Raw genomic sequence first — 20,991 nt, forward strand, 5'->3', positions numbered from 1 at the left:
CATGACCGACTCCTTCGTCCATCCGTACATCCCGAACACCGCGCCCGCGACGAAGCAGGCCATGCTCGACGCCGTCGGCGCGGCCTCGATCGAGGAGTTCTACGCCGACGTGCCCGCCGAGCTGCGGCTCGGGCGCGCGCTCGAGCTGCCGGCCCCGCTCGTCGCCGAGCAGGATCTGGCCCGCCACGTGCGCGGCCTCCTCGCGAAGAACCGCTCGACCGACGAACGACTGAGCTTCCTCGGCCACGGCACGTACCACCACTACGTGCCCGCGGTCGTCGACGAGGTGATCAACCGCAGCGAGTTCCTCACCGCCTACGCGGGCGAGCCCTACGAGGACCACGGCCGTTTCCAGGCCCTGTTCCAGTACCAGTCGCTCATGGCCGAGCTGCTCGCGATGGACGTCGTGAACGTGCCCACCTACGACGGCTACCAGGCGACCGCGACGGGCCTCGCCATGGCCGGCCGCATTACCGGCCGCCGCCGCGTGCTCGTCGTGAGCGACGTGCTGCCCGCGAAGCACTCGAAGGTGCTCGACTTCGTTCGCGTGCACCTCGACCTCGAGATCGTCCCGACGGTGAACGGCACTGCGGATGTCGCGGGGCTCGCCTCGCGGCTCGGCGACGACGTCGCCGCCGTATGGGTCGAGACCCCGAGCGTCACGGGCGCGGTCGAGGCATCCCTCGCGGCGATCGCCGACGCGGCGCACGCGGTCGGCGCGATCCTCGTCGTCGGCACCGATCCGATCGGCTACGGCGTACTGACGCCGCCCGCCGAGCAGGGCGCCGACATCGTGTGCGGCGACATCCAGTCGCTGGGGCTCCACCAGTGGTACGGCGGCGCCCACGGCGGCTTCATCGCCGTCGCCGACGACCCGACGTTCATCATGGAGATGCCCTCGCGCCTCTTCGGCCTGGCCACGACCGACGTGCCCGGCGAGGTCGGTTTCGGCGACGTCGCCTACGAACGCACCTCCTTCGCCCTGCGCGAAGAGGGCAAGGAATGGGTCGGCACGGCCGCCGCGCTCTGGGGCATCGCCGCGGGCGTCTACCTCGCGCTCATGGGCCCGCAGGGCATGCGCGAGCTCGGCGAGCTGCTGCTCGCCCGCACCCGCTACGCGCAGCAGCGGCTCGCCGCGATCCCGGGCGTCGTGCTCGGCGACGACGCGCTGCACCTGCGCGAGTTCACGATCGACGTGTCGGGTGCGGGCCTCACCGCGGCCGGCGTCGTCGAGGCGCTGCGTCGCGACGGCATCGAGCCGGGCGTGCCGCTCGACGCGCACACCCTCGCGGTGTGCGTCACCGAGCTCACGAGCCAGGCCGACATCGACCGGCTCGCCGCCGCGATCGGCGCGCTCGCCGAAGCATCCACCGCCACGACCACCCAGGAGACCCGCGCATGAGCCTGCCCCTCGCACCCAAGCCCGCCGTCCGCCGCTTCCACCAGGCCAGCTGGGACGAACCGGTCATCTTCGAGCTCTCGACCCCGGGTGAGCGCGGCGTGCTCGTGACCCCGATCGAGCCGGGCGTGCGCGACGCCGTCGGCGACGTCGTCGCCCAGCTGCCGGCCGGCCTCCGCCGCGCCGCACCGCCGGCCCTGCCCGAGATGGGTCAGCAGCGCGTGCTGAAGCACTACCTGCGGCTCTCGCAGGAGAACCTCGGCGCCGACTTCAACGTCGACATCGGCCAGGGCACCTGCACGATGAAGTACTCGCCGAAGATCAACGACCAGCTCATCGGCGTGCCGCAGCTCACGGCGATGCACCCCCTGCAGGACCCCGCCGACGCGCAGGGCGTGCTCGAGATCACCTGGAACCTCGAGCGCATGCTCGCCGAGATCTCGGGCATGGCCGAGGTGTCGCTGCACACGCAGGGAGGGTCCGCCGCGATCTGGGCGAACATCGCCATGATCCGTGCGTACCACGAGGCCAACGGCGAGGGCGCCGAGCGTCGCGAGGTCATCACGACGATCTTCAGCCACCCCTCGAACGCGGCGGCGGCGAAGGCGGCCGGGTACGAGATCATCACGATCCACCCCGACGCCGAGGGCTACCCCGACCTCGCCGCCCTGAAGGCGGCGCTCTCGCCGCGCACGGCGGCGATCATGGTCACGAACCCCGAAGACACGGGCATCTACAACCCCGCGATCAAGCAGTGGGTGGATGCCGCGCACGAGGTCGGCGCTCTCGCCTCGTACGACCAGGCGAACGCGAACGGCATCCTCGGCATCACCCGTGCCCGCGACGCCGGCTTCGACGTCTGTCACTTCAACCTGCACAAGACCTTCTCGACGCCGCACGCCTGCGGCGGGCCGGGGGCGGGGGCGAACGCGGTGAGCGAGGCGCTCGCGCCCTTCCTGCCGGGGCCGCGGGTCGTGCGCGACGTCGCCGCCGACGGCTCGGTGTGCTTCGACGTGCAGGAGGCCGGTCCGCTCTCGATCGGCGCGGTCGCGCCCTTCCACGGCGTCGTGCCGAACATCGTGCGCGCGTACTCGTGGATCATGGCACTCGGCGCGGAGGGCCTGCTCGCCGCCGCCGAGATCGCGGTGCTCAACAACAACTACCTGCTGAAGAGGGTGCTCGAGATCCCCGGCGCCTCCGCGCCGTACGCCGAAGGCCGGCGGCGCATCGAGCAGGTGCGCTACTCGTGGCAGGAGCTCTTCGAGGACACCGGCATCTCCTCCGAGGAGATCGGCATCCGCCTCTCCGACTTCGGCATGCACTACTGGACGAGCCACCACCCCTACGTCGTTCCGCAGCCCTTCACGCTCGAGCCGACCGAGTCGTACTCGATGGCCGAGATCGACGAGTACGTCGGCGCGCTCGCCGAGGTCGCCCGCGAGGCGCGCGAGACCCCCGAGGTCGTGCGCACGGCCCCGCACAACCAGACCGTGCACCACACCCACCACGACGACCTCGATGACCCCGAGCGCTGGGCGATCACGTGGCGCGCGTACCGCCGGAAGTACCCTTCGACGGGCTCAGGGCGGCGCTTCGGCGAGGGTGCCTCGGCGGCCGTCGGTCTCGCGGAGTCGGCCGCCTGAGATGCTCGCCCTCGTCGTGAACCCCGTCGCCGGGGTCGGCGGGCCGGCAGGGCTCGCCGGCTCCGACGGCGCCGACGTGCAGCTCGAGGCCGCCGAGCGCGGCTCGCACCCGCGCGCGGCCGAGCGCGCCCGGCTCGCGCTCGAGGTCGTCGCGGCGACGGCGGGTGCCTCGCGGCAGTCCGTGCTCACGGCGGCGGGTCCGATGGGGGAGGACGCGGTGCGCGCCGCGGGCCTCGAGCCTCGCGTGGTCTCCCGTCCGTCGGGCGAGACGACGAGCCCGGCCGACACGACGGCGGCCGTGCGCGCCCTCGTCTCCGCCGGTGCGACGCTCGTGCTCTTCGCCGGCGGCGACGGCACCGCGCGCGACGTCGCCGCCGGCTTGGCGACGGAGCCCGTGCCGTCCGTCGGCACCGCGATGCGGCGCGTGCCGGTCGCGGGTGCCGACGAACGGCACGGCGGCACGGCCGCGCTCGGCATTCCGGCGGGCGTCAAGATGTACTCGCCCGTCTTCGCGGTGAGCCCGCGCGCGGCGGGGGCCCTCGCCGCGGCGTGGGCCGCGGCATCCGAATCAGGAGGAGCGCTGCCCGTGCAGGAGCGCGAGGTGCTCGACCTCGACGAGACCGCGATGCGTCGCGCGCGCGTCGAGCCGCGGCTCTTCGGCACGATGCCGGTGCCGTACATCGTCGGGCGTACGCAGTCTCGCAAGGCGGCGACGCCCGCGAGCGAGCACGCCGCTGTGGCCGCCGCCGCGCGCGGCGCCGCTCGCGCCATGCGCCCGGGCGTCCGCTACCTGCTCGGGCCGGGAGGCACGATGGCCGAACTCGCCCGCGAGCTCGGCGTGGCGAAGACCCCGCTCGGTGTCGACGTCGTGCTCGACGGCCGTGTCGTGCGGGCCGGCGCGAGCGAGCACGACCTCGTCGACGAGATCTCGCGCGGCCCGGCGAAGGCCGTGGTGAGCGTGATCGGCGGGCAGGGGTTCCTGCTCGGCCGCGGCAACCAGCAGTTCTCCGCGAGGGTGCTGCGCCTGCTCGACGACGACCCGCTGGTGGTCGTCGCCCCCGAGCAGAAGCTCATCGACCTCGGCGGGCGCCCCCTGCTCGTCGACACGGGCGACCCGCGCGTCGATGCCCGCCTCGCGGGATTCGCGCGCGTGATCACCGGCCCAGGTGCCTCCAGTTTCTATCCTGTCCACGCACCCGAAATCGAAGGAGAAGGCCATGCGCCTTGAGAACAAGCAGGCCATCGTCACCGGCGGGGCGGGCGGCATCGGCCGCGCCACCTCGCTCGCACTCGCGGCCGAGGGCGCCGCGGTCGCGGTCGTCGACCTGAACCTCGACGCGGCCGAGCAGGTCGCCGCCGAGATCCGTGCGACCGGCGGCACCGCCATCGCGATCGGCGCGGATGTCTCGGCCGAGGCCGACATCGAGCGCGTCGTCGCCGCGACGGTCGCCGAGTTCGGGGGCGTGAACGTCGTCTTCAACAACGCGGGCATCATCCGCCGCACGACCGCGGTCGAGACGACCGTCGAGGAGTGGGACCGCGTGTTCGGCGTGAACGTGCGGTCGATCTTCCTCATGTGCAAGCACGTCGTGCCGATCATGGAAGCCGCGGGCGGCGGCTCGATCGTCAACACCGGCTCTGGCTGGGGGCTCAAGGGCGGCGGCCAGGCGATCTCGTACTGCGCCTCGAAGGGCGCGGTCGTCAACATGACCCGCGCGCTCGCGATCGACCACGGGCCGCAGGGCATCCGGGTGAACTCGGTGAACCCGGGCGACGTCAACACGGGGATGCTCCGCGAGGAGGCCCGCCAGCTCGGCCAGGCCGAGGACGGGTTCCTCGCCGAAGCGGCCGACCGGCCGCTGCGCCGCATGGGCGAGCCCCGCGAGATCGCCGCGGCGGTCGTGTGGCTCGCGAGCGACGAGTCGAGTTATGTGACGGGCTCGGCGCTCGTCGTCGACGGCGGCGGCATCGCGTAGCCCGAGCGCCCGAGCGCGCTGCTTCTGCAGGAAAACTGCACTGAGGCGCCCGGTCAGGCGACCATAGGGCCCAATCTCCTGCAGAAGCAGCAGCGCGGCGGGTCAGGCCTGCGGGATCGCTGCGACGACGTCGATCTCGACGAGGATGTTCGCGAGGCGCGAGCCGACCGTGGTGCGCACCGGGTAGGGCTCGGTGAAGAACTCGGCGTAGGCCTCGTTGTACTCGGCGAAGTCGGCGAGGTCCTCGAGGTGCGCGGTCACCTTCACGACGTCGTCGTGGGTGAGTCCGTACTCGGCGAGCACGGCGCCGATGTTGCGCAGCACCTGGCGGGTCTGCTCCTTCACGCCGCCCTCGACGACGAGGCCCGTCGCCGGGTCCTGCGGGCCGAAGCCCGCGGTGTACAGGAATCCGTTGGCGACGACGCCGTGGCTGTAGGGCCCGGCGGGCTTCGGCGCGTTCGAGAGCGTGACGGCGGTCTTGGACATGGGTTCCTCCAGGGTGTTCGGTTCGGTGGTCGGGATGGTCAGGGATGCGGTGCCGTTCGCGGTCTCCGGATGCCTCGGGCGCGACCCCGAGGCATCCGTTCACCCGAGCTCGCGGGAGATGAGTTCGGCGGTCTCGCGCATGGCGGGCAGCTCGGCCTTCAGCCGGTCGAGGTCGGCGACCATGCGGATCGCGGTGACGGAGAGCGCGCCGACGACGCCCAGCGAACTGCGGATCGGCACGGCGATGCAGTTCACGAAGGCCTCGAACTCGCGGTCGTCGACGGCGTAGCCGCGGGCCGCGGTGAGCGCGAGCTCGCGGTCGAGTCGCTCGCGCGAGTCGATCGTGAGCTCGGTGTAGCGCTGCCAGACGACGCCGTCGAGCACGGCGTCGCGCCGGGCGGGGTCGATCCCCGCGAGGATCGCCTTGCCGACGGCGGAGCAGTAGGGGATCACGGCCCGGCCGATCCGGGAGTACATGCGCACGCCGGCCTCGTCCTCGGCCTTGTCGACGTAGACGATCGAGCGGTCCATGAGGGCGGCGAGGTGCACGGTGTTGCCCGTCCGGCGTTGCAGCCGGCGCACGTGCTCGGCGCCCGCCTCACGCAGGTCGAGCGAGTCGAGTGCCTGCTTGGAGAGCGCGGCGAGCCGGGTGCCGAGGGTGTACCGGCCCGAGCCGCGCTTGCGCACCCAGCCGACCTGCTCGAGGGCCTGCAGCTCGCGGAACATCGTCGACCGGTGCAGGCCGAACTCCTCGGCGAGTTCGGCGACGGTGCGCGGATCGGCCGCGATCGCGTCGATGATGTGCGCGGCGCGCGTCACGCTCTGCGACATGTCAGGCCCGCCCTTCGCTCGTCGGTGCGGCATCGACCGCTCGTCGGGCGCGACGCAGGCCCCGGCCCGGTGTGGCGCCGGTGAGCGCGCCGTCCGCGAGCACGGGCACCCCGGCGACGAACACGTCGTCGATGCCCGCGGCGAGCTCGAGGGGTGCGGCGTAGGAGGCCCCGGCGCGGACGCGCACGGGGTCGACCAGCACGAGATCGGCGACGGCGCCCTCGCGCACGAGCCCCCGTTCGCCCAGCCCGAATCGTCGTGCCGCGCGGCCCGAGACGAGCGCCGAGGCATCCGGCCACCCGAGCGCGCGCTGCTCGCCGACGAGGAGCGAGAGGTATCTCGCGAACGATCCGCGCGCGCGGGGGTGCGGATGCCGGCCGAGGAAGATGCCGTCGGAGCCGCCGATCGCCGCGGGGTGCGAGAGGATCTCCGCGAGCTCGGCGTCGCTGCGCTCGTGCTGCACGGCCATCACGACGTTGACCTCGAGCCGCGAGGCGACGAGCACGTCGAGGGCGAAGTCGATCGCGTCGATCGGCTCGGCAGAGGCGGTCGAGGCGCCCCTCCGAGCGCTCGTCGCGGCCGCCTCGGCGAGGGTGAGCCCGTGCGCCCAGTCGTACTCGGGGGCGGCGATGTGCGCGAGCGTCAGCATCGCGGGCCAGTCGGGTCCGAGGCTCGCGTAGCCCGTGATCGTCGGGAACCAGTCGGCGCGCAGCCTCGCCCGCTCGGCGGGGTCGGCGAGCACCGCGAGCACCTCGGCGGCGGGTCGCACGGTGAGCTCGGCCGGCAGGATCGGCATCGCGAGGATCGAGCAGCCCCGCGTGTACGGGTAGGCGTCGAAGCTCGCGTCGACACCGGCCTCGGCGAGCCGCGCGAGCTCCCCGCGCACGATCGCGGGCGTCGCGTGGAAGTGCGACACGTGCACGCGCACCCCGCTCGCGGTCGCGATCGCGCCGATCTCGTCGATGCCGGCCGCCGAGTTGGCCTCGTACCCGCCGCGCATGTGCGTCACGTAGACGCCGCCGGCCGCGGCGACCGGCCGCGCGAGGGCGGCGAGCTCGGCGGCGTCGGCGAAGACGCCGGGCACGTAGTCGAGTCCGGTCGAGAGGCCGACGGCGCCGTCGGCGAGCCCGGATGCCACGAGCTCGCGCATCTCGTCGAGCTCGGCTGGGCTCGGGGCGGCGGTGGAGCGCCCCATGACGGCGAACCGCACGGTGCCGGCGGGCACGAGGGTCGCGACGTTGAGCGGCGTGGTGCCGTCGTAGCCGGCGAGGAGCGCGCCGATGCCGCCGCCCGCGTAGTTCGGGTGCCGCCCGTTGATCGCGGCGAAGTATTCGGTGCCGTAGGCGCCGTCGCCGGGGGCGTAGCCGACGCCGTCCTGTCCGCCGATGACGGTCGTGACGCCCTGGCGCAGGAGTGCGAGCTGCACCTCGGGGTCGAACACGGCGCCGTCGGCATGGGAGTGCGCGTCGACGAAGCCGGGCATGAGCATCCGCCCCGCGGCGTCGACGACGGTCGCCGGGTGCGCGAGCGTCGCACGCGCATCGCGACCGCCCGCGGCGTCGATCGCTGCGATACGCCCGCCGTCGAGCAGCACGTCGTGCAGCCCGGGGCGCTCGCCCGTCTCGTCGACGATGCGCGCGTTCGTGACGAGCACCGGGCCGCGGGTGGTGTTCTCGGTCATCGCCGTCAGAACCTCGTGTGCACGAGGTCGACGACGAGGTCGCTCCCGGCATGCTCGACGACGGGGATCCAGCGCCACTTGTCGAACGCGGTGCAGGGGTGCGAGAGGCCGAGCGCGACGACGTCGCCGATCGCGACGGGGAGGGCGGCGCCGGCTTCGCCGCGGAGGTAGGCGTGCTGGTCGTTCACGGCGGTGACGGATGCCTCGTCGAGCGGCCGCCCCTCGGCGCCGAGTGCGCTCGCGACCGCGAGCGGCACCGGCAGCCCCTCGTCGTACGGGAGGTCGCGCTTGCCGCCGTCGAGGAGGGCGAGCCCGGGCTCGGGGTGCGAGACGACACGGGCGTAGCCGCGCATCGCCGGGGTCAGCTCGCGATGGATGGGGGAGATGCCGCGGTAGAAGCCGTCGTCGTGCACGAGCGAGGCGCCCGAGCGCAGCACCCACCGGGTGTCGCCGCGCCCGGCGCCGGCCTCGATCTCGGGCGCGAAGACGTCGGCGACGAGGTCGAGGTAGGCGCTGCCGCCCGCTGTCACGATGAGCGGGCCGGCGGCGGGGTCGGCGAGCGTGCGCACGGCGCCGTGCAGCTCGACGAGGTCGGCGAGGTAGTCGCGAACGGCCGCGATCGCGACCGAGGAGCGGTCATGCCCGAGGCTGCCCTCGTACCCGGCGACGCCCGCGAGTCGCAGCACCGGCGAGTCGGCGATGCGGCGGGCGATGACGAGGGCCTCGTCGAGCCCGCGGGCGCCGGTGCGGCCGCCGCCGGCGCCGAGCTCGACGAGCACGGCGAGCGGACGGCCGAGCGCCGGGGCGCCGTTCGCGTCCGAGGCCGCCGCGAGGCCGCGCTCCATCGCCTCGACGGTCTCGAGCGAGTCGGCCCACGACCAGAACTCGAAAGCGGGGTCGGCCAGCTCGGCGGCGACCCACGCCAGCGCGTCGGGAGCGACGAGGGCGTTCGCGAGCATGATGGTGCCCACGCCGAAGCCGCGTGCGGTGCGCACCTGGCCCGGGGTCGCGAGGGTGAGGCCGGTGGCCCCGCCGTCGAGCTGGAGGCGCCAGAGCGCGGGGGCCATGGTCGTCTTGCCGTGCGGCATGAGTTCGAGGCCGCGCTCGTCGCACCACTGCTGGATAGTCCCGGCGTTGTGTTCGAGCGCCGCGCGATCGAGGGCCAGGAGCGGGGTCCAGAACTCGCCGAGCCGGGGCGCGGTGTCGAGGAACTCCCGAACGGTGAGCCCGGCCGCGCGCGGGGGCAGCCCCTTGTCGCCCTCGGTGAGGCGGGTGTCGGCGGTCTCGGCGAGCGGGGCGAGGCGGGGCATCCGATGCTCACTTTCTGCTTGTTGCGTATTCTGCAACGCGTTTGCGCAGCAGTTGCACAACCGCCAGCATAGGGCGTGTGACCACCGCTCCGCTGCCCGAGATCATCGCCATCGGCGAGACGATGGTGCTCGTGGCGCCCGCGCTCGCCGAGCCGCTCGCCGAGGCGCTCGACTTCCACCTCGACGCGGGCGGTGCCGAATCGAACGTCGCGTCGCACCTGGCGGCCCTCGGCCATGCCGCCGCCTGGGCGGGCCGGGTCGGCGACGACGCGCTCGGCCGTCGCCTCGTCGCGCAGCTCGCGGCCCGCGGCGTCGACACGCGCTACGTCGAACGCGATGCCGAGGCGCCGACCGGGCTCTACGTGAAGGACCCCGGCAACGGCGTGCAGTACTTCCGGGCCGGCTCCGCCGCCTCGAGGATGTCGCCCGAGTTCTTCGGCGCGCTCCCGCTCGACGGCGTGCGCCTCGTGCACCTCAGCGGCATCACCGCGGCGCTCTCCGCCTCCTGCGACGCGATGCTCGACGCCGCCGTCGAGCGCGTCCGTTCGAGCGGCGCGCTGCTCAGCTTCGACGTGAACCACCGGGCGGTGCTCTGGCCGGGCGATCCGTCCGACGCCCTCGCCGCGGCCGCGAGCCGCCTCCGCGCACTCGCCGCCGGCACCGACGTCGCCTTCGTCGGGCTCGACGAGGCCGAACGGCTCTGGGGTACGGCGACGCCCGCCGAGGTGCGGGCGCTGCTGCCCGAGCCCGAGCGGCTCGTCGTGAAGGACGGCGATGTCGGGGCCACCGAGTTCGCGCGCGACGCCGACGGCGGCGATGCCGTCGAGCACGTCGCCGCGCACCGGGTCGAGGTCGTCGAGGCCGTCGGCGCCGGCGACGCGTTCGCCGCGGGCTACCTGGGCGCGCTCCTCGACGGTCGCGACTCCGTCGAGCGGCTGCAGGCCGGCCACGACCGGGCGGTGCTCGTGCTCGGCGAGACGAGCGACTTCCCGCGCGAACTCAGTACCCCGTGATCCGACCGCGCACCGCACGACCGCGCACCGCCCCGACCCGCTCCCAGTGAAAGGCCTCGTGATGACCACGATCGACAACGCCGCATTCGACACCCTCCTCGCGGACCGCCCGCTGATGGCGATCTTCCGCGGCTTCGGCGTCGACCGCAGCCTCGCGCTGGCGCGTCAGGCGTGGGAGCTCGGCATCGACGTGGTCGAGCTGCCGATCCAGTCCGACGTCGACGTCGAGGCGCTCGCCGCCGTCGCCGAGGCCGGGCGCGCCGAGGGCCGGATCGTCGGCGCGGGCACCGTGGTGTCGCTGCGGCACGTCGAGCAGGCCGCCGCCGCGGGGGCGGGGTTCACGGTCAGCCCCGGGTTCGACGAGGCCGTCTCGCGCGCCTCGTTCGAGGCGGGCATGCCGCCGCTCCCTGGTGTCGCGACCGCGACCGAGGTGCAGCGGGCGAGGGCGCTCGGCCTCACCTGGCTGAAGGCGTTCCCGGCCTCGCTCCTCGGACCCGGGTGGTTCGGCGCGATGGCCGGGCCCTTCCCCGAGGCGCGCTTCGTCGCCACGGGCGGCATGGATGCCTCGAACGCGGGCGAGTTCCTCGCCCGCGGGGTGCGCACGGTCGCCGTCGGTGCTGCGCTCGAGGATCCGGCCCAGCTGCCGGCGCTCGCCGCGCTGCTCGCGCGCTGAGGCCAGGCCGTCACGACGACGCCCGGTGCGGGGGATTCCCCGCACCGGGCGTCGTCGTTTCGCGTGCACGCCGCGTCGGCCGCCGCGCCGCTCGCCGTGGCATCCGGACTAATTGAATGAATTGTTTCCGGTTACTTCATTTTCTGTTAGGGTCGCTTCCAGTAACGACCGCACCACGATCCTGCACGCGGCGTACTGCTCTTCCCACGCAATGAAGCACGAGAGGAATGACGGAACGATGATTCGATCCAAGCGCTGCATCGCGGTGGCGCTCGCAGCCGGGGCCGCCGCGCTCGCAGTCGGCCTGACCGGGTGCACGCCCTCGACCGGGTCGGGCGGCGACGCCGCGGTCCTCCGGGTCTGGGCCGGCAGCGCCACCCCCATCAACAACAACTTCAACCCGTTCGCGGTCGACACCGCCGTGCACGCCACCTTCGGTGCGATCTACGAGCCGCTGTTCTTCTTCAACCAGCTCTCGGCCGACGCGCCCGTCGGGCTCATCGGCGACGGCTACGAGTACAGCGAGGACGGCCGCACGCTCACGGTGACCATCAAGCCAGACCTGAAGTGGAGCGACGGCGAGGACCTCACGGCCGCCGACGTCGCCTTCACCTTCGGGTACGGCTCGAACAAGTCGGAGCAGTTCGTGTCCGCCGAGGCCACCGACGACACCACGGTCGTGCTCACCTACACCGAACCCCAGTTCACGAGCGCCTCGCTCACGCTCGGATCGACGTACATCATCCCCGAGCACATCTGGGCCTCGATCGACGACTTCATGGCCGAGACGAACCCCGAACCGGTCGGCTCAGGCCCGTACGTGCTGAAGAGCTTCTCCGACGCGGCGTACACCGTCGAGGCGAACGAGCTCTTCCGAGACGGCGCCCCCGCCGTCGAGCAGGTGCAGTACGTCGGGCTCGACTCGAACCAGTCCTCCCAGGACCTGCTCACCACCGGCAAGATCGACTGGGTCGGCCAGTTCATCGCGAACCCCGACGCCGTCACCGGGTCGGGCGAGATCACGACGCTCAACCAGCAGCAGGACCCGACCACGATCACGACGTGCGCCAACGCCGAGCTCGGGTGCGTCGGTCCGCAGACCGACCCCGCCGTGCGCCAGGCGATCAACCTCGCGATCGACCGCGCCACGATCGCCGAGAAGGCGTTCGCCGGCCTCGCGGGCGAGTCCTCGCCGTCGTTCACCCTGCAGCCGCGCGACGAGCAGTGGCTGAGCGATCCCGAGCTCGCCACGAGCCCGCAGCAGGCGGATGCCGCCGAGGCGGGCGCGGTCCTCGAGGCCGCCGGCTACACCAAGGGATCCGACGGGTTCTACGGCAAGGACGGGACCGCGATCGAGATCGACCTGTTCTCGCCCGACGGCTGGACCGACTACAACGACGCGGCGAAGCTCATCTCCGAGCAGGCGGCGGAGGCCGGCATCCGCATCAACGCCCGCACCGTCTCGGACGCCGAGTACTGGACGCCGATTCAGAACGGCGACTTCCAGATGGCGCTCTTCGGTCTCACGCAGAGCCTCGTCGCCGACCCGTACTCGAACTACCACGAGTACTTCGCCGGCACCTCGACCGCGAAGGTCGGCGAGCCCCCGCTCGTCGGGCAGAACTACTCCCGCTACACGAACCCGACGGTCGACGCGGCGGTGCTCGCAGCCGGTGCGACGCAGGACGTCGCGGCGAAGCAGGAGGCCTACGCGACGATCCAGGCCGAGATCGCGCGCGACCTCCCGTACATCCCGGTGGTGCTGAACGCCTCGCAGTCGTTCTTCAACACCGAGAAGTTCAGCGGGTGGCCGACCGAGGACGAGCTGTACGCCGCGCCGCTGCCGTATCTCGCAGTGGCCAACGCGGTCGTGCTCACGCACCTCACGCCGGTCGAGTAGGCCGAGCGGTCCCATGGAACGAACCTCCCCCACCTCGAGGACGGCAGCGGCATGAGCTTCTACCTTCGGCGGGTCGCCTTCTACCTGGTGACCCTCTGGGCGGCGATCTCGCTCAACTTCCTGCTCCCGCGGCTCCTCCCGGGCGACCCCGCGGCGATCATGCTCGGCAAGCTCCGGCGGGCCAGCGGCGGGCGTCCCCTCTCCGAGGAGACGATCGAGGCGATCACCTCGATCCTCGGCGCCGGGAAGGACATGTCCCTCTGGGACCAGTACGTGGCGTACTGGGGCCGGTTGCTGCAGGGAGACCTCGGGGTCTCCTCGACGCGGTACCCGGCCTCGGTCGCCGACCTCATCGCCGCGGCGCTGCCGTGGACGATCATCCTGGTCGGGGTCGCGACCGTCATCTCGTTCCTGCTCGGCATCGTCATCGGCGCCTGGGTGGGGTGGCGGCGCGGCACCTGGCTCGACCATCTCGTGCCGGTGACGACCGTCTTCCAGTCGATCCCGTACTTCTGGCTCGCCCTCGTGCTCGTCGCGGTGTTCTCGGTGCAGCTGGGACTCTTCCCGATCGTCGGCGGGTACGACGTCTTCGAGTTCCCGGCCGGCCCCGAGCTCAGCTGGGCGTTCATCGGCAGCGCGGTCTACCACGCCATCCTCCCGGCGACCACGATCGTGCTCTCCTCCGTCGGCGGCTGGCTGCTCGGCATGCGCAACATGATGGTGTCGACGATGTCGGAGGACTACGTCGTCACCGCCGAGGCGAAGGGGCTGACGCCGCGCCGGGTGCGCACCAAGTACGCCTCGCGCAACGCGGCGATCCCGAGCCTCGCCGGATTCGGCATCGCGCTCGGCTTCGTCGTCGCGGGCTCGATCGTGATGGAGCAGGTGTTCAGCTACCCGGGCATCGGCAAGCTCATGATCCAGGCGGTGCAGGGCCTCGACTACGCGCTCATGCAGGGCGTGTTCCTCGTGATCACGCTCACGGTGCTCGCCGCCAACTTCTTCATGGACCTCATCTACGGCTTCATCGACCCGAGGGTGCGACACAATGGATGACTCCCAGCCCACCCTCGATCGCGCGACCGACGACTCCGGATACGCGACGGGCGACGACGCGCCGTTCCAGTCGCCGGTCTCCGCCGAGGCCGTGCGCGAGACGAACCGGGAGGCGACCGCCACCGCGGCGATCGCGGCGGCCCGCGCGACGCGCGGCGGGCGATTCCGCCACGTCCTGCCGAGCCGCTCGGGCAAGCTCGTCGCGGGGGTCGTGATCGTCGGGCTCATCACGCTCTTCGGCATCTTCGGGCCCATGATCGCCCAGCCGCCCCGCGACTCGAGCAACGAGGCGCTGCAACCGCCCTCGGCCGAGCACTGGCTCGGCACGACGAAGCTCGGCTACGACGTCTTCTCCCAGCTGGCCTGGGGCACGCAGGGCTCGCTCTTCATCGGGCTCGTCGCGGGCATCGTCGCCCTGCTCCTCGCGGTGATCTTCGGCGTCTTCGCCGGCTACTTCGGCGGCGTGCTCGACGAGGTGCTCACCCTCTTCACGAACATCGTGCTCGTGATTCCGGGCCTGCCCGTCGTCATGGTGATCGCCGCCTACGTGCAGAACGCCGAGGGGCTCGGGCCGCTCGCCCGCAGCTCGCTCCTCGTCGCGCTCGTGCTCGGCATCACGGGCTGGGCCGGGTCGGCGGTGGTCCTGCGGGCCCAGGCGCGCTCGCTCCGCACCCGCGAGTACGTCGCCGCGGCCCGCGTCGCGGGCGAGAAGCCCGGGCGCATCATCTTCGTCGAGATCCTGCCGAACCTCGTGCCGCTGCTGGCCGCCCAGTTCATCTTCGGCGTCATCTTCGCCGTGCTCGGCGAGGCCGGGCTCTCCTACCTCGGGCTCGGGCCGACCGGTTCGATCACCCTCGGCACGATGCTGAACGACGCCCAGACCGGCCAGGCCGTCGGCACCGGCGCATGGTGGTGGTTCGTGCCGCCCGGCCTCGTCATCGCCGCCCTCGGCGCCGGGCTCGCCCTCATCAACTTCGCGATCGACGAGGTCGTGAACCCGAAGCTCAGGCTCGCGCCTGAGAACGCGAAGCGCCAGCGCCGGGCCGCCAAGGCCGGCCGGGGCGTCGCCGACACCGGAGCTTTCGCATGAACCCCACGAACAACCCGAACGGCGTGAACGGCGCGGTCGCCCTCGGCGAGCCGGTGCTCACCGCGCGCGACGTCTCGATCGAGTACGAGGTCGACCCGCCGGTGAAGGCCGTGCGGGGCGCGTCGATCACCCTGCACCGCGGCGAGATCCTGGGACTCGCGGGGGAGTCGGGATGCGGCAAGACGACCCTGGCGTACGGCCTCAACCGCCTGCTCAAGGCCCCCGCGCTCATGACCGGGGGCGAGGTCGTGTTCCACGACGCATCCGGTGCCGACATCGACGTCGTCGCCCTCGACGGCGAATCCCTGCGGAAGTACCGCTGGGACAAGGTGTCGATGGTCTTCCAGGGGTCGATGAACTCACTGAACCCCGTCATGAGCGTGCGCAAGCAGCTGGCCGACGTGTTCCTCACGCACCGGCCCGCGATGAAGCGGGCCGAGCGGGAGGCGCGCTGCGCCGAACTCCTGAGCCTCGTGGGCGTCGACCCCGCACGGCTCTCGAGCTTCCCGCACGAGCTGTCGGGCGGCATGCGCCAGCGCGTGATGATCGCGATGGCCCTCGCCCTCGACCCGCAGGTCATGATCATGGACGAGCCGACGACGGCGCTCGACGTCGTCGTGCAGCGCGGCATCATCCGCGAGATCATGCGGCTGCGCGAGCGGCTCGGCTTCGCGGTGATCTTCATCACGCACGATCTGCCGCTCCTCATCGAGATCAGCGACCGCATCGCGATCATGCTCGACGGCGAGATCGTCGAGCAGGGCGCCTCCGAGCAGATCTACCGCGCTCCCGGGCACCCATACACCCGGCGACTGCTGTCGAGCTTCCCGAGCCTCCGCGGCGAGCGGGGCGACTTCATCCGTACGGGTGCCGCGATGGGCGGTGCGGCATGAGCGGGCGCACCACGCCGCTCGAGGCCACGAGCCTCGAGGCGCGCCACCTCGTCAAGGACTTCCGCCTGCGCAGCGGGGTGAAGGTACGAACCCTCAATGCGGTGCGGGACGTCTCGTTCACCCTCGAGCCCGGGCGCACCATCGCCCTGGTCGGCGAGTCCGGTTCGGGCAAGTCGACGATCGCCCGGATGATGGCGAAGCTCGAGACGCCGACCTCGGGCGAGGTGCTGCTCGACGGGCGCGCGAGTGCGACCCGGGGGAGCGGCCTCGCCCGCTACCGACGCGATGTGCAGATGGTCTTCCAGGATCCGTTCAGCTCGCTGAACCCGTTCCATCCGATCCGGCACCACCTCGAGCGGCCGCTGCGCATCCACCACCCGAGCCTCTCGTCGAAGCAGGTCCGCGAACGCGCGGAGGAGCTGCTCGAGCGCGTGCGGCTCTCCCCGGCGTCGACGTTCGCCGACCGCCGGCCGCACGAGCTCTCGGGCGGCCAGCGGCAGCGCGTCGCGATCGCGCGGGCGCTCGCGCCCGGCGCCCGGTTCATCATCGCCGACGAGCCGGTGTCGATGCTCGACGTGTCGATCCGCCTCGGCGTGCTGAACCTGCTCGCCGAGTTGCAGCGGCAGGAGCACCTCGGCGTGCTCTACATCACCCACGACCTCGCGACCGCGCGGCACTTCTCCGATGAGATCCTCGTGATGTATCGCGGGGAGATCGTCGAGCGCGGGCCGAGCGAGCAGGTGATCCTCGATCCGCAGCACGACTACACGAAGACCCTGCTGGAGGCGGCCGCCGATCCCGATCGGCTCGGGCGGCTGCGCGACGAGGTGCGGAGCGGCGGGTGAGGCATGAATCAGTAAACATTGTTATCAGATAGAGTGACCACGAACACGATTCGCGAGAGGCGGACAGCATGAGCCAGATCGATCCGGGTACCCCGACGTGGCTCGCGGCGCGCAACGACCGAACCGCGTTCCGCCTCCTGCTCGAGCACGGGCCGCTGACGCGTTCGCGCCTCGGCGAGCTCACGGGGCTGTCGAAGCCGACGGCGTCGCAGATGCTCGCGCGGCTCGAGCGGGTGGGCCTCATCCACCCGGTCGGCGAGCGCTCGGGAGGACGCGGGCCGAACGCGGTGACCTACGGCGTGCGCACCGACCGCATCACCGGGGTCGCCATCTCGATCCTCGACCGCTCCATCCAGGCGGTCGTCGTCGACGCGGTCGACCACGACCACCCGATGGTCGAGATCGCGACGGCCGACGGAGACCGCACTCCCGAAGGGGACGTCCGCGACGCCGTCCGCGCGGCCTGCGCCAGCGCGGGCATCGACGAGAGCACGGTGAGCCGGGTCGTGATCGGCGTGCAGGCGGCGTTCTTCGTCGAGGGCGACGAGCTCTCGTTCACCGACACGCTGCCCGGCTGGCCGGCGATCGGCGCCCGCGCGCGCATCGAGCAGGCGCTCGGCATCCAGGTGACCATCGACAACGACGTGAACCTCGCGACGATGGCCGAGCGCTCGGCCGGAGCGGCGCAGCAGGCGTCGAGCTTCGCGCTGTTCTGGATCGGCGACGGCCTCGGCGTCGGCGTCGACCTGGGCGGCACCGTCCATCGGGGCGCGTCCGGCGGGGCCGGCGAGATCGGCTACCTCGCGGTGCCGCGCGCGGCCGCGGCGCTCGCACCGACCGCGAACGACTTCACCGATCTGCTCGGCGGCCCGGCGGTCGCGCGGATGCTGGGCGACGGCGACGGCGACGGCGACGGCGACCAGACGCTCGCCGAGGTCCTGCCCCGTCTCGCGGGCGACGAGGCCGCGCTCTCGGCGCTCGCCGACCGGGTCATCCTGGCGGTCGACCCGCTGCTCGCGATCCTCGACCCCTCGATGATCGTCCTCGGCGGCCCCACCGGCACCGCCGGCGGAGCGCGACTGGCCGAGCTCGTCGCCGGACGCGTCGACCCCGCAGCCCATCCGAAGCTCGCGGTGCGCACGAGCGGCGCCGGCGCGCAACCGGTGCTCCTCGGCGCGCGCCAGCAGCTCGTCGACCAGATCCGCGACCAGCTCGAGGCGGACATCTCGCTCGCCACCTGACCCGGCCGACTGCGGCGGATGCCGGGGCATCCGCCGTCAGGCCACGATCTCCGCTCCGCGCCGGTGCGCGCGGTGCGTACCACGCACGGAATGAGGACCAATGAAGCTCGCCATCGTCGGCGGTGGATCCACCTACACGCCCGAACTCATCGACGGGTTCGCCCGTCTCCGCGACACGCTGCCGCTCGAGGAGATCCGACTCGTCGACACCGACGAGCACCGGCTCTCGCTCGTCGCGGGCATGTCGCGGCGCATGCTTCGGCATGCGGGGCACCCGGCCGCCGTGATCGGAACGACCGACCTCGTCGCCGGCGTCGCCGACGCCGACGCCGTGCTGATCCAATTGCGCGTCGGCGGGCAGGATGCCCGTCATGCCGACGAGACCTGGCCCCATGAGGCCGGTTGCATCGGCCAGGAGACGACCGGGCCGGGCGGGCTCGCCAAGGCGCTCCGCACCGTGCCGGTCGTGCTCCGCATCGCCGAGGTGGTGCGCGCCCACGCGAAGCCCGACGCGTGGATCGTCGACTTCACGAACCCGGTCGGCATCGTGACGCGTGCGCTGCTCGAGGCGGGGCACCGCGCCGTCGGCCTCTGCAACGTCGCGATCGGGTTCCAGCGCCGCTTCGCCGCGATGTTCGACGTCGACCACGTCCGGGTGCGTCTCGGCCACGTCGGGCTCAATCACCTGACCTGGGAGCGCAGCGTCGTCGTCGACGGCGAGGACCGCCTGCCCGGCCTGCTGCAGCACCGGCTCGGCGACCTCGCCGAGGAGGTGCACCTCGCCCCGGCCCTGATCAGCCAGCTCGGCGTCGTGCCCTCGTACTACCTGCGCTACTTCTACGCGCACGACGAGGTGCTCCGCGAACAGCTGCGCGAACCCACACGGGCCGAGGCCGTCCGCGCGATCGAGCGCGAGCTGCTCGAACTCTACGCCGACGACGCCCAGCACGAGAAGCCCTCGGCCCTCGAGGGGCGCGGCGGCGCGTTCTACTCGGAGGCGGCGATCGAGCTCCTCGCGGCGATGCGCGACGGCGGGAGCCGCTCCCGCGTGGTCAACCTGCGCAACGACGGCGTGCTTCCGTTCCTGCCCGACGACCACGTCATCGAGGTGCCGGCCGTGTTCCGCGACGGGGGATTCGTCGCGGAGCCGGTCGCGCCCCTGCCCGACGACATCCGGGGCCTCGTCTCGGGGGTCGCCGGATACGAACGGCTCGCGCTCGACGCGGCGCTGCATGGGGGCCGGGAACGTGTGCTCCGCGCCATGCGGGCGCATCCGCTCGTGCTGCAGCACGACCGGGCCGAGCAGCTGACCGACCTGCTGCTGGCCGAGAACGCGCGCTTCTTGGAGTGGGCGTGACCGGGGGCACGGTGGGCGCCGGCGAGGATGCCCCGGCGTCCGGCGTCGTCGTGGCCGTCGACGGCGGCGGGTCGAAGACCGACGCCGTCGCACTCACCCTCGACGGCGAGCTCGTCGCGCACCGACGCGGCCCGGGATCGAGCCCGCACTTCGAGGGGCTCGGAGCCTCCGTCGCGCTCGTCGACGGGCTCGTGCAGCATGTCGCGGGGGAGCACCCCGTCGCGCACGCCGGCCTCTACCTCTCGGGGCTCGACCTGCCGCTCGAGATCGAGCAGTACGCCGGCGCGATCGCCGGCCTCGGGTGGGCGGCGAGGGCGGTCGTCGAGAACGATCTCTACGCGCTGCTCCGCGCCGGCACCGACGCGCCCGACGCGGTCGCGGTGGTCTGCGGCACCGGAGTGAACGCCATCGGCGTCCGCGCCGACGGCGCCGTCGTGCGCTTCCCCGCGCTCGGCCCGCTGTCGGGGGACTGGGGCGGGGGCTCGGGTCTCGGCGAAGCGGTGCTCTGGCATGCTGCGCGCGCCGTCGACGGCCGCGGGCCCGACACGGTGCTCGTCGAGGAGATCGAGCGCCGCCTCGGCGTCGCCTCGGTGCCGCAGCTCATCGAAGAGCTCCATTTCGGACGCCGTGACTCCTCCGAGCTGACCGCCCTCGCCCCGGCGGTGTTCGGTGCGGCGCGAGCCGGCGACGGCGTCGCGATCGCGCTCGTCGACCGTCAGGCCGAGGAGATCGCCGCGTTCGCCAGGGCGAGCCTCACCCGACTCGGCCTCCTCGATCGAGCCGTGCCCGTCGTGCTCGGCGGCGGGATCGCCCAGTCGGGCGACGAACGCCTGCTCGACGGCATCCGTGTGCGACTCGCCGAGGCTGCGCCGCGCGCGCGACTCTCCGTGGTGCTGTCGGCCCCGATCGTCGGCGCTGCGCTGCTCTCCCTCGCCGCTGCCGGGGCCGGCACGGCCGCGCTCGAGCGAGCCCGCGCCGCGGTCGCCGCCGCGGCGGCCGAGGCGGCGGTGCTCGTGCCGTGACGGCTCGCCGCAGGCAGGCGCGACGGGTGACGGCGTCGGCGACAGGGCGTACGCTCTGCCCATGGGCATCCCGCAGCGATTCTCACTCGTGACCCTCGGCGTCGCAGACGTCGAGGCGGCCACCGCGTTCTACCACCGGCTCGGCTGGCATGAGGCGCGCTCCTCGGTCGCCGGGGAGATCACCTTCTTCGCCACGCCGGGCGGCGCCCTCGCCCTCTGGGAGACGGCCGAGCTCGCGAAGGACGCGGCGCTGCCGACCTTCCACGCGAACGCGCCCGGGTTCAGGGCGGTGGCGCTCGCCATCAACCTCGCTTCGCGCGAGGAGGTCGACGACGCCGTCGGCGACTGGGTGCTCGCCGGCGGTTCGATCGCCAAGGCGGCCTCGGAGACCGAGTGGGGCGGGTACAGCGGCTACGTGGCCGACCCCGACGGCAACCTCTGGGAGCTCGCGCACAACCCCGGTTGGCCGCTCGACGAGCGAGGCCTTCCGCAGCTCGGCTGACCGCACAGGGGCGCGTCGTGGCATCCCGGGAAATGGGCCGGTCAAGGGCACCCTCGAAGCCCATCTACACTGG

The 20,991-nt window shown here is 72.6% G+C and carries 19 protein-coding genes; 15 read left to right on the forward strand and 4 right to left on the reverse strand.

Going from position 1 to position 20,991, the window contains the following annotated elements; translation table 11 throughout:
* Nucleotide 1 precedes the first annotated feature (1 nt).
* Genes gcvPA through GQQ93_RS00725 form a run of 4 tightly spaced genes read left to right on the forward strand, consistent with a single transcriptional unit; the run spans nt 2 to nt 5,018 of the window.
* Nucleotides 2–1,402 (forward strand): aminomethyl-transferring glycine dehydrogenase subunit GcvPA, encoded by a 1,401-nt coding sequence (gene gcvPA / locus GQQ93_RS00710; protein ID WP_157422307.1) that lies wholly within the window; start codon nt 2–4, stop codon nt 1,400–1,402.
* A complete protein-coding gene (gene gcvPB / locus GQQ93_RS00715; RefSeq protein ID WP_157422308.1) occupies nt 1,399–3,042 on the forward strand; it encodes an aminomethyl-transferring glycine dehydrogenase subunit GcvPB in 1,644 nt (547 codons plus the stop codon). Before gcvPA ends, gcvPB begins: the two co-directional genes overlap by 4 nt.
* A 1-nt stretch (nt 3,043) precedes the next feature.
* A complete protein-coding gene (locus GQQ93_RS00720) occupies nt 3,044–4,270 on the forward strand; it encodes an ATP-NAD kinase family protein (protein ID WP_157422309.1) in 1,227 nt (408 codons plus the stop codon).
* A complete protein-coding gene (locus GQQ93_RS00725) occupies nt 4,260–5,018 on the forward strand; it encodes an SDR family NAD(P)-dependent oxidoreductase (protein WP_157422310.1) in 759 nt (252 codons plus the stop codon). The genes GQQ93_RS00720 and GQQ93_RS00725 overlap by 11 nt, the downstream gene beginning before the upstream one ends.
* 102 nt (nt 5,019–5,120) lie before the next feature.
* On the opposite strand, the gene GQQ93_RS00730 is transcribed toward GQQ93_RS00725, so the two are convergent.
* The 4 genes from GQQ93_RS00730 to GQQ93_RS00745 all read right to left on the reverse strand — a co-directional run bounded on the left by GQQ93_RS00730 (nt 5,121) and on the right by GQQ93_RS00745 (nt 9,326).
* On the reverse strand, nt 5,121–5,504 hold the full coding sequence (locus tag GQQ93_RS00730; protein WP_157422311.1) for a RidA family protein: 384 nt from the start codon (nt 5,502–5,504) through the stop codon (nt 5,121–5,123).
* Nucleotides 5,505–5,603: 99 nt separating this feature from the next.
* On the reverse strand, nt 5,604–6,335 hold the full coding sequence (locus tag GQQ93_RS00735) for an IclR family transcriptional regulator (RefSeq protein ID WP_170296082.1): 732 nt from the start codon (nt 6,333–6,335) through the stop codon (nt 5,604–5,606).
* Nucleotide 6,336: 1 nt separating this feature from the next.
* A complete protein-coding gene (locus tag GQQ93_RS00740) occupies nt 6,337–8,016 on the reverse strand; it encodes an N-acyl-D-amino-acid deacylase family protein (RefSeq protein ID WP_212277222.1) in 1,680 nt (559 codons plus the stop codon).
* 5 nt (nt 8,017–8,021) lie between these two features.
* The gene (locus GQQ93_RS00745; protein WP_157422313.1) at nt 8,022–9,326 is read right to left on the reverse strand and encodes an alanine racemase; all 1,305 of its coding nucleotides are present in this window, start codon (nt 9,324–9,326) and stop codon (nt 8,022–8,024) included.
* Nucleotides 9,327–9,403: 77 nt separating this feature from the next.
* Here GQQ93_RS00745 and GQQ93_RS00750 point away from each other — a divergent pair, with 77 nt between their 5' ends.
* The 11 genes from GQQ93_RS00750 to GQQ93_RS00800 all read left to right on the forward strand — a co-directional run bounded on the left by GQQ93_RS00750 (nt 9,404) and on the right by GQQ93_RS00800 (nt 20,918).
* Nucleotides 9,404–10,339 carry a sugar kinase gene (locus GQQ93_RS00750; RefSeq protein WP_246191969.1) on the forward strand — a complete coding sequence of 312 codons (936 nt, stop codon included), beginning with the start codon at nt 9,404–9,406 and terminating at the stop codon, nt 10,337–10,339.
* Between the two features lie 61 nt (nt 10,340–10,400).
* Nucleotides 10,401–11,012, forward strand: coding sequence for a bifunctional 4-hydroxy-2-oxoglutarate aldolase/2-dehydro-3-deoxy-phosphogluconate aldolase (locus tag GQQ93_RS00755; RefSeq protein ID WP_157422314.1), 612 nt, complete (start codon nt 10,401–10,403; stop codon nt 11,010–11,012).
* Between the two features lie 238 nt (nt 11,013–11,250).
* A complete protein-coding gene (locus GQQ93_RS00760) occupies nt 11,251–12,912 on the forward strand; it encodes an ABC transporter substrate-binding protein (RefSeq protein WP_157422315.1) in 1,662 nt (553 codons plus the stop codon).
* 51 nt (nt 12,913–12,963) lie between these two features.
* Nucleotides 12,964–13,968, forward strand: coding sequence for an ABC transporter permease (locus GQQ93_RS00765; RefSeq protein ID WP_157422316.1), 1,005 nt, complete (start codon nt 12,964–12,966; stop codon nt 13,966–13,968).
* Complete coding sequence (locus GQQ93_RS00770) at nt 13,961–15,058, forward strand: ABC transporter permease (RefSeq protein WP_157422317.1); 1,098 nt, start codon at nt 13,961–13,963, stop codon at nt 15,056–15,058. Before GQQ93_RS00765 ends, GQQ93_RS00770 begins: the two co-directional genes overlap by 8 nt.
* Nucleotides 15,055–15,951, forward strand: coding sequence for an ABC transporter ATP-binding protein (locus GQQ93_RS00775; protein WP_157422318.1), 897 nt, complete (start codon nt 15,055–15,057; stop codon nt 15,949–15,951). Before GQQ93_RS00770 ends, GQQ93_RS00775 begins: the two co-directional genes overlap by 4 nt.
* Nucleotides 15,948–16,796: an ABC transporter ATP-binding protein gene (locus GQQ93_RS00780; protein ID WP_157422319.1), complete on the forward strand. Its 849-nt coding sequence runs from the start codon at nt 15,948–15,950 to the stop codon at nt 16,794–16,796. The genes GQQ93_RS00775 and GQQ93_RS00780 overlap by 4 nt, the downstream gene beginning before the upstream one ends.
* 68 nt (nt 16,797–16,864) lie before the next feature.
* Complete coding sequence (locus GQQ93_RS00785) at nt 16,865–18,037, forward strand: ROK family transcriptional regulator (RefSeq protein WP_157422320.1); 1,173 nt, start codon at nt 16,865–16,867, stop codon at nt 18,035–18,037.
* A gap of 100 nt (nt 18,038–18,137) precedes the next feature.
* A complete protein-coding gene (locus GQQ93_RS00790; RefSeq protein WP_157422321.1) occupies nt 18,138–19,394 on the forward strand; it encodes a family 4 glycosyl hydrolase in 1,257 nt (418 codons plus the stop codon).
* Nucleotides 19,391–20,416 (forward strand): N-acetylglucosamine kinase, encoded by a 1,026-nt coding sequence (locus GQQ93_RS00795; RefSeq protein ID WP_246191971.1) that lies wholly within the window; start codon nt 19,391–19,393, stop codon nt 20,414–20,416. Before GQQ93_RS00790 ends, GQQ93_RS00795 begins: the two co-directional genes overlap by 4 nt.
* A gap of 61 nt (nt 20,417–20,477) precedes the next feature.
* Entirely contained in the window at nt 20,478–20,918 is a 441-nt protein-coding gene (locus GQQ93_RS00800) for a VOC family protein (RefSeq protein ID WP_157422322.1), read from the forward strand.
* The last annotated feature ends 73 nt before the right edge of the window (nt 20,919–20,991 follow it).

It is taken from the genome of Agromyces lapidis, from assembly GCF_009749405.1.
GTDB lineage: Bacteria > Actinomycetota > Actinomycetes > Actinomycetales > Microbacteriaceae > Agromyces > Agromyces lapidis.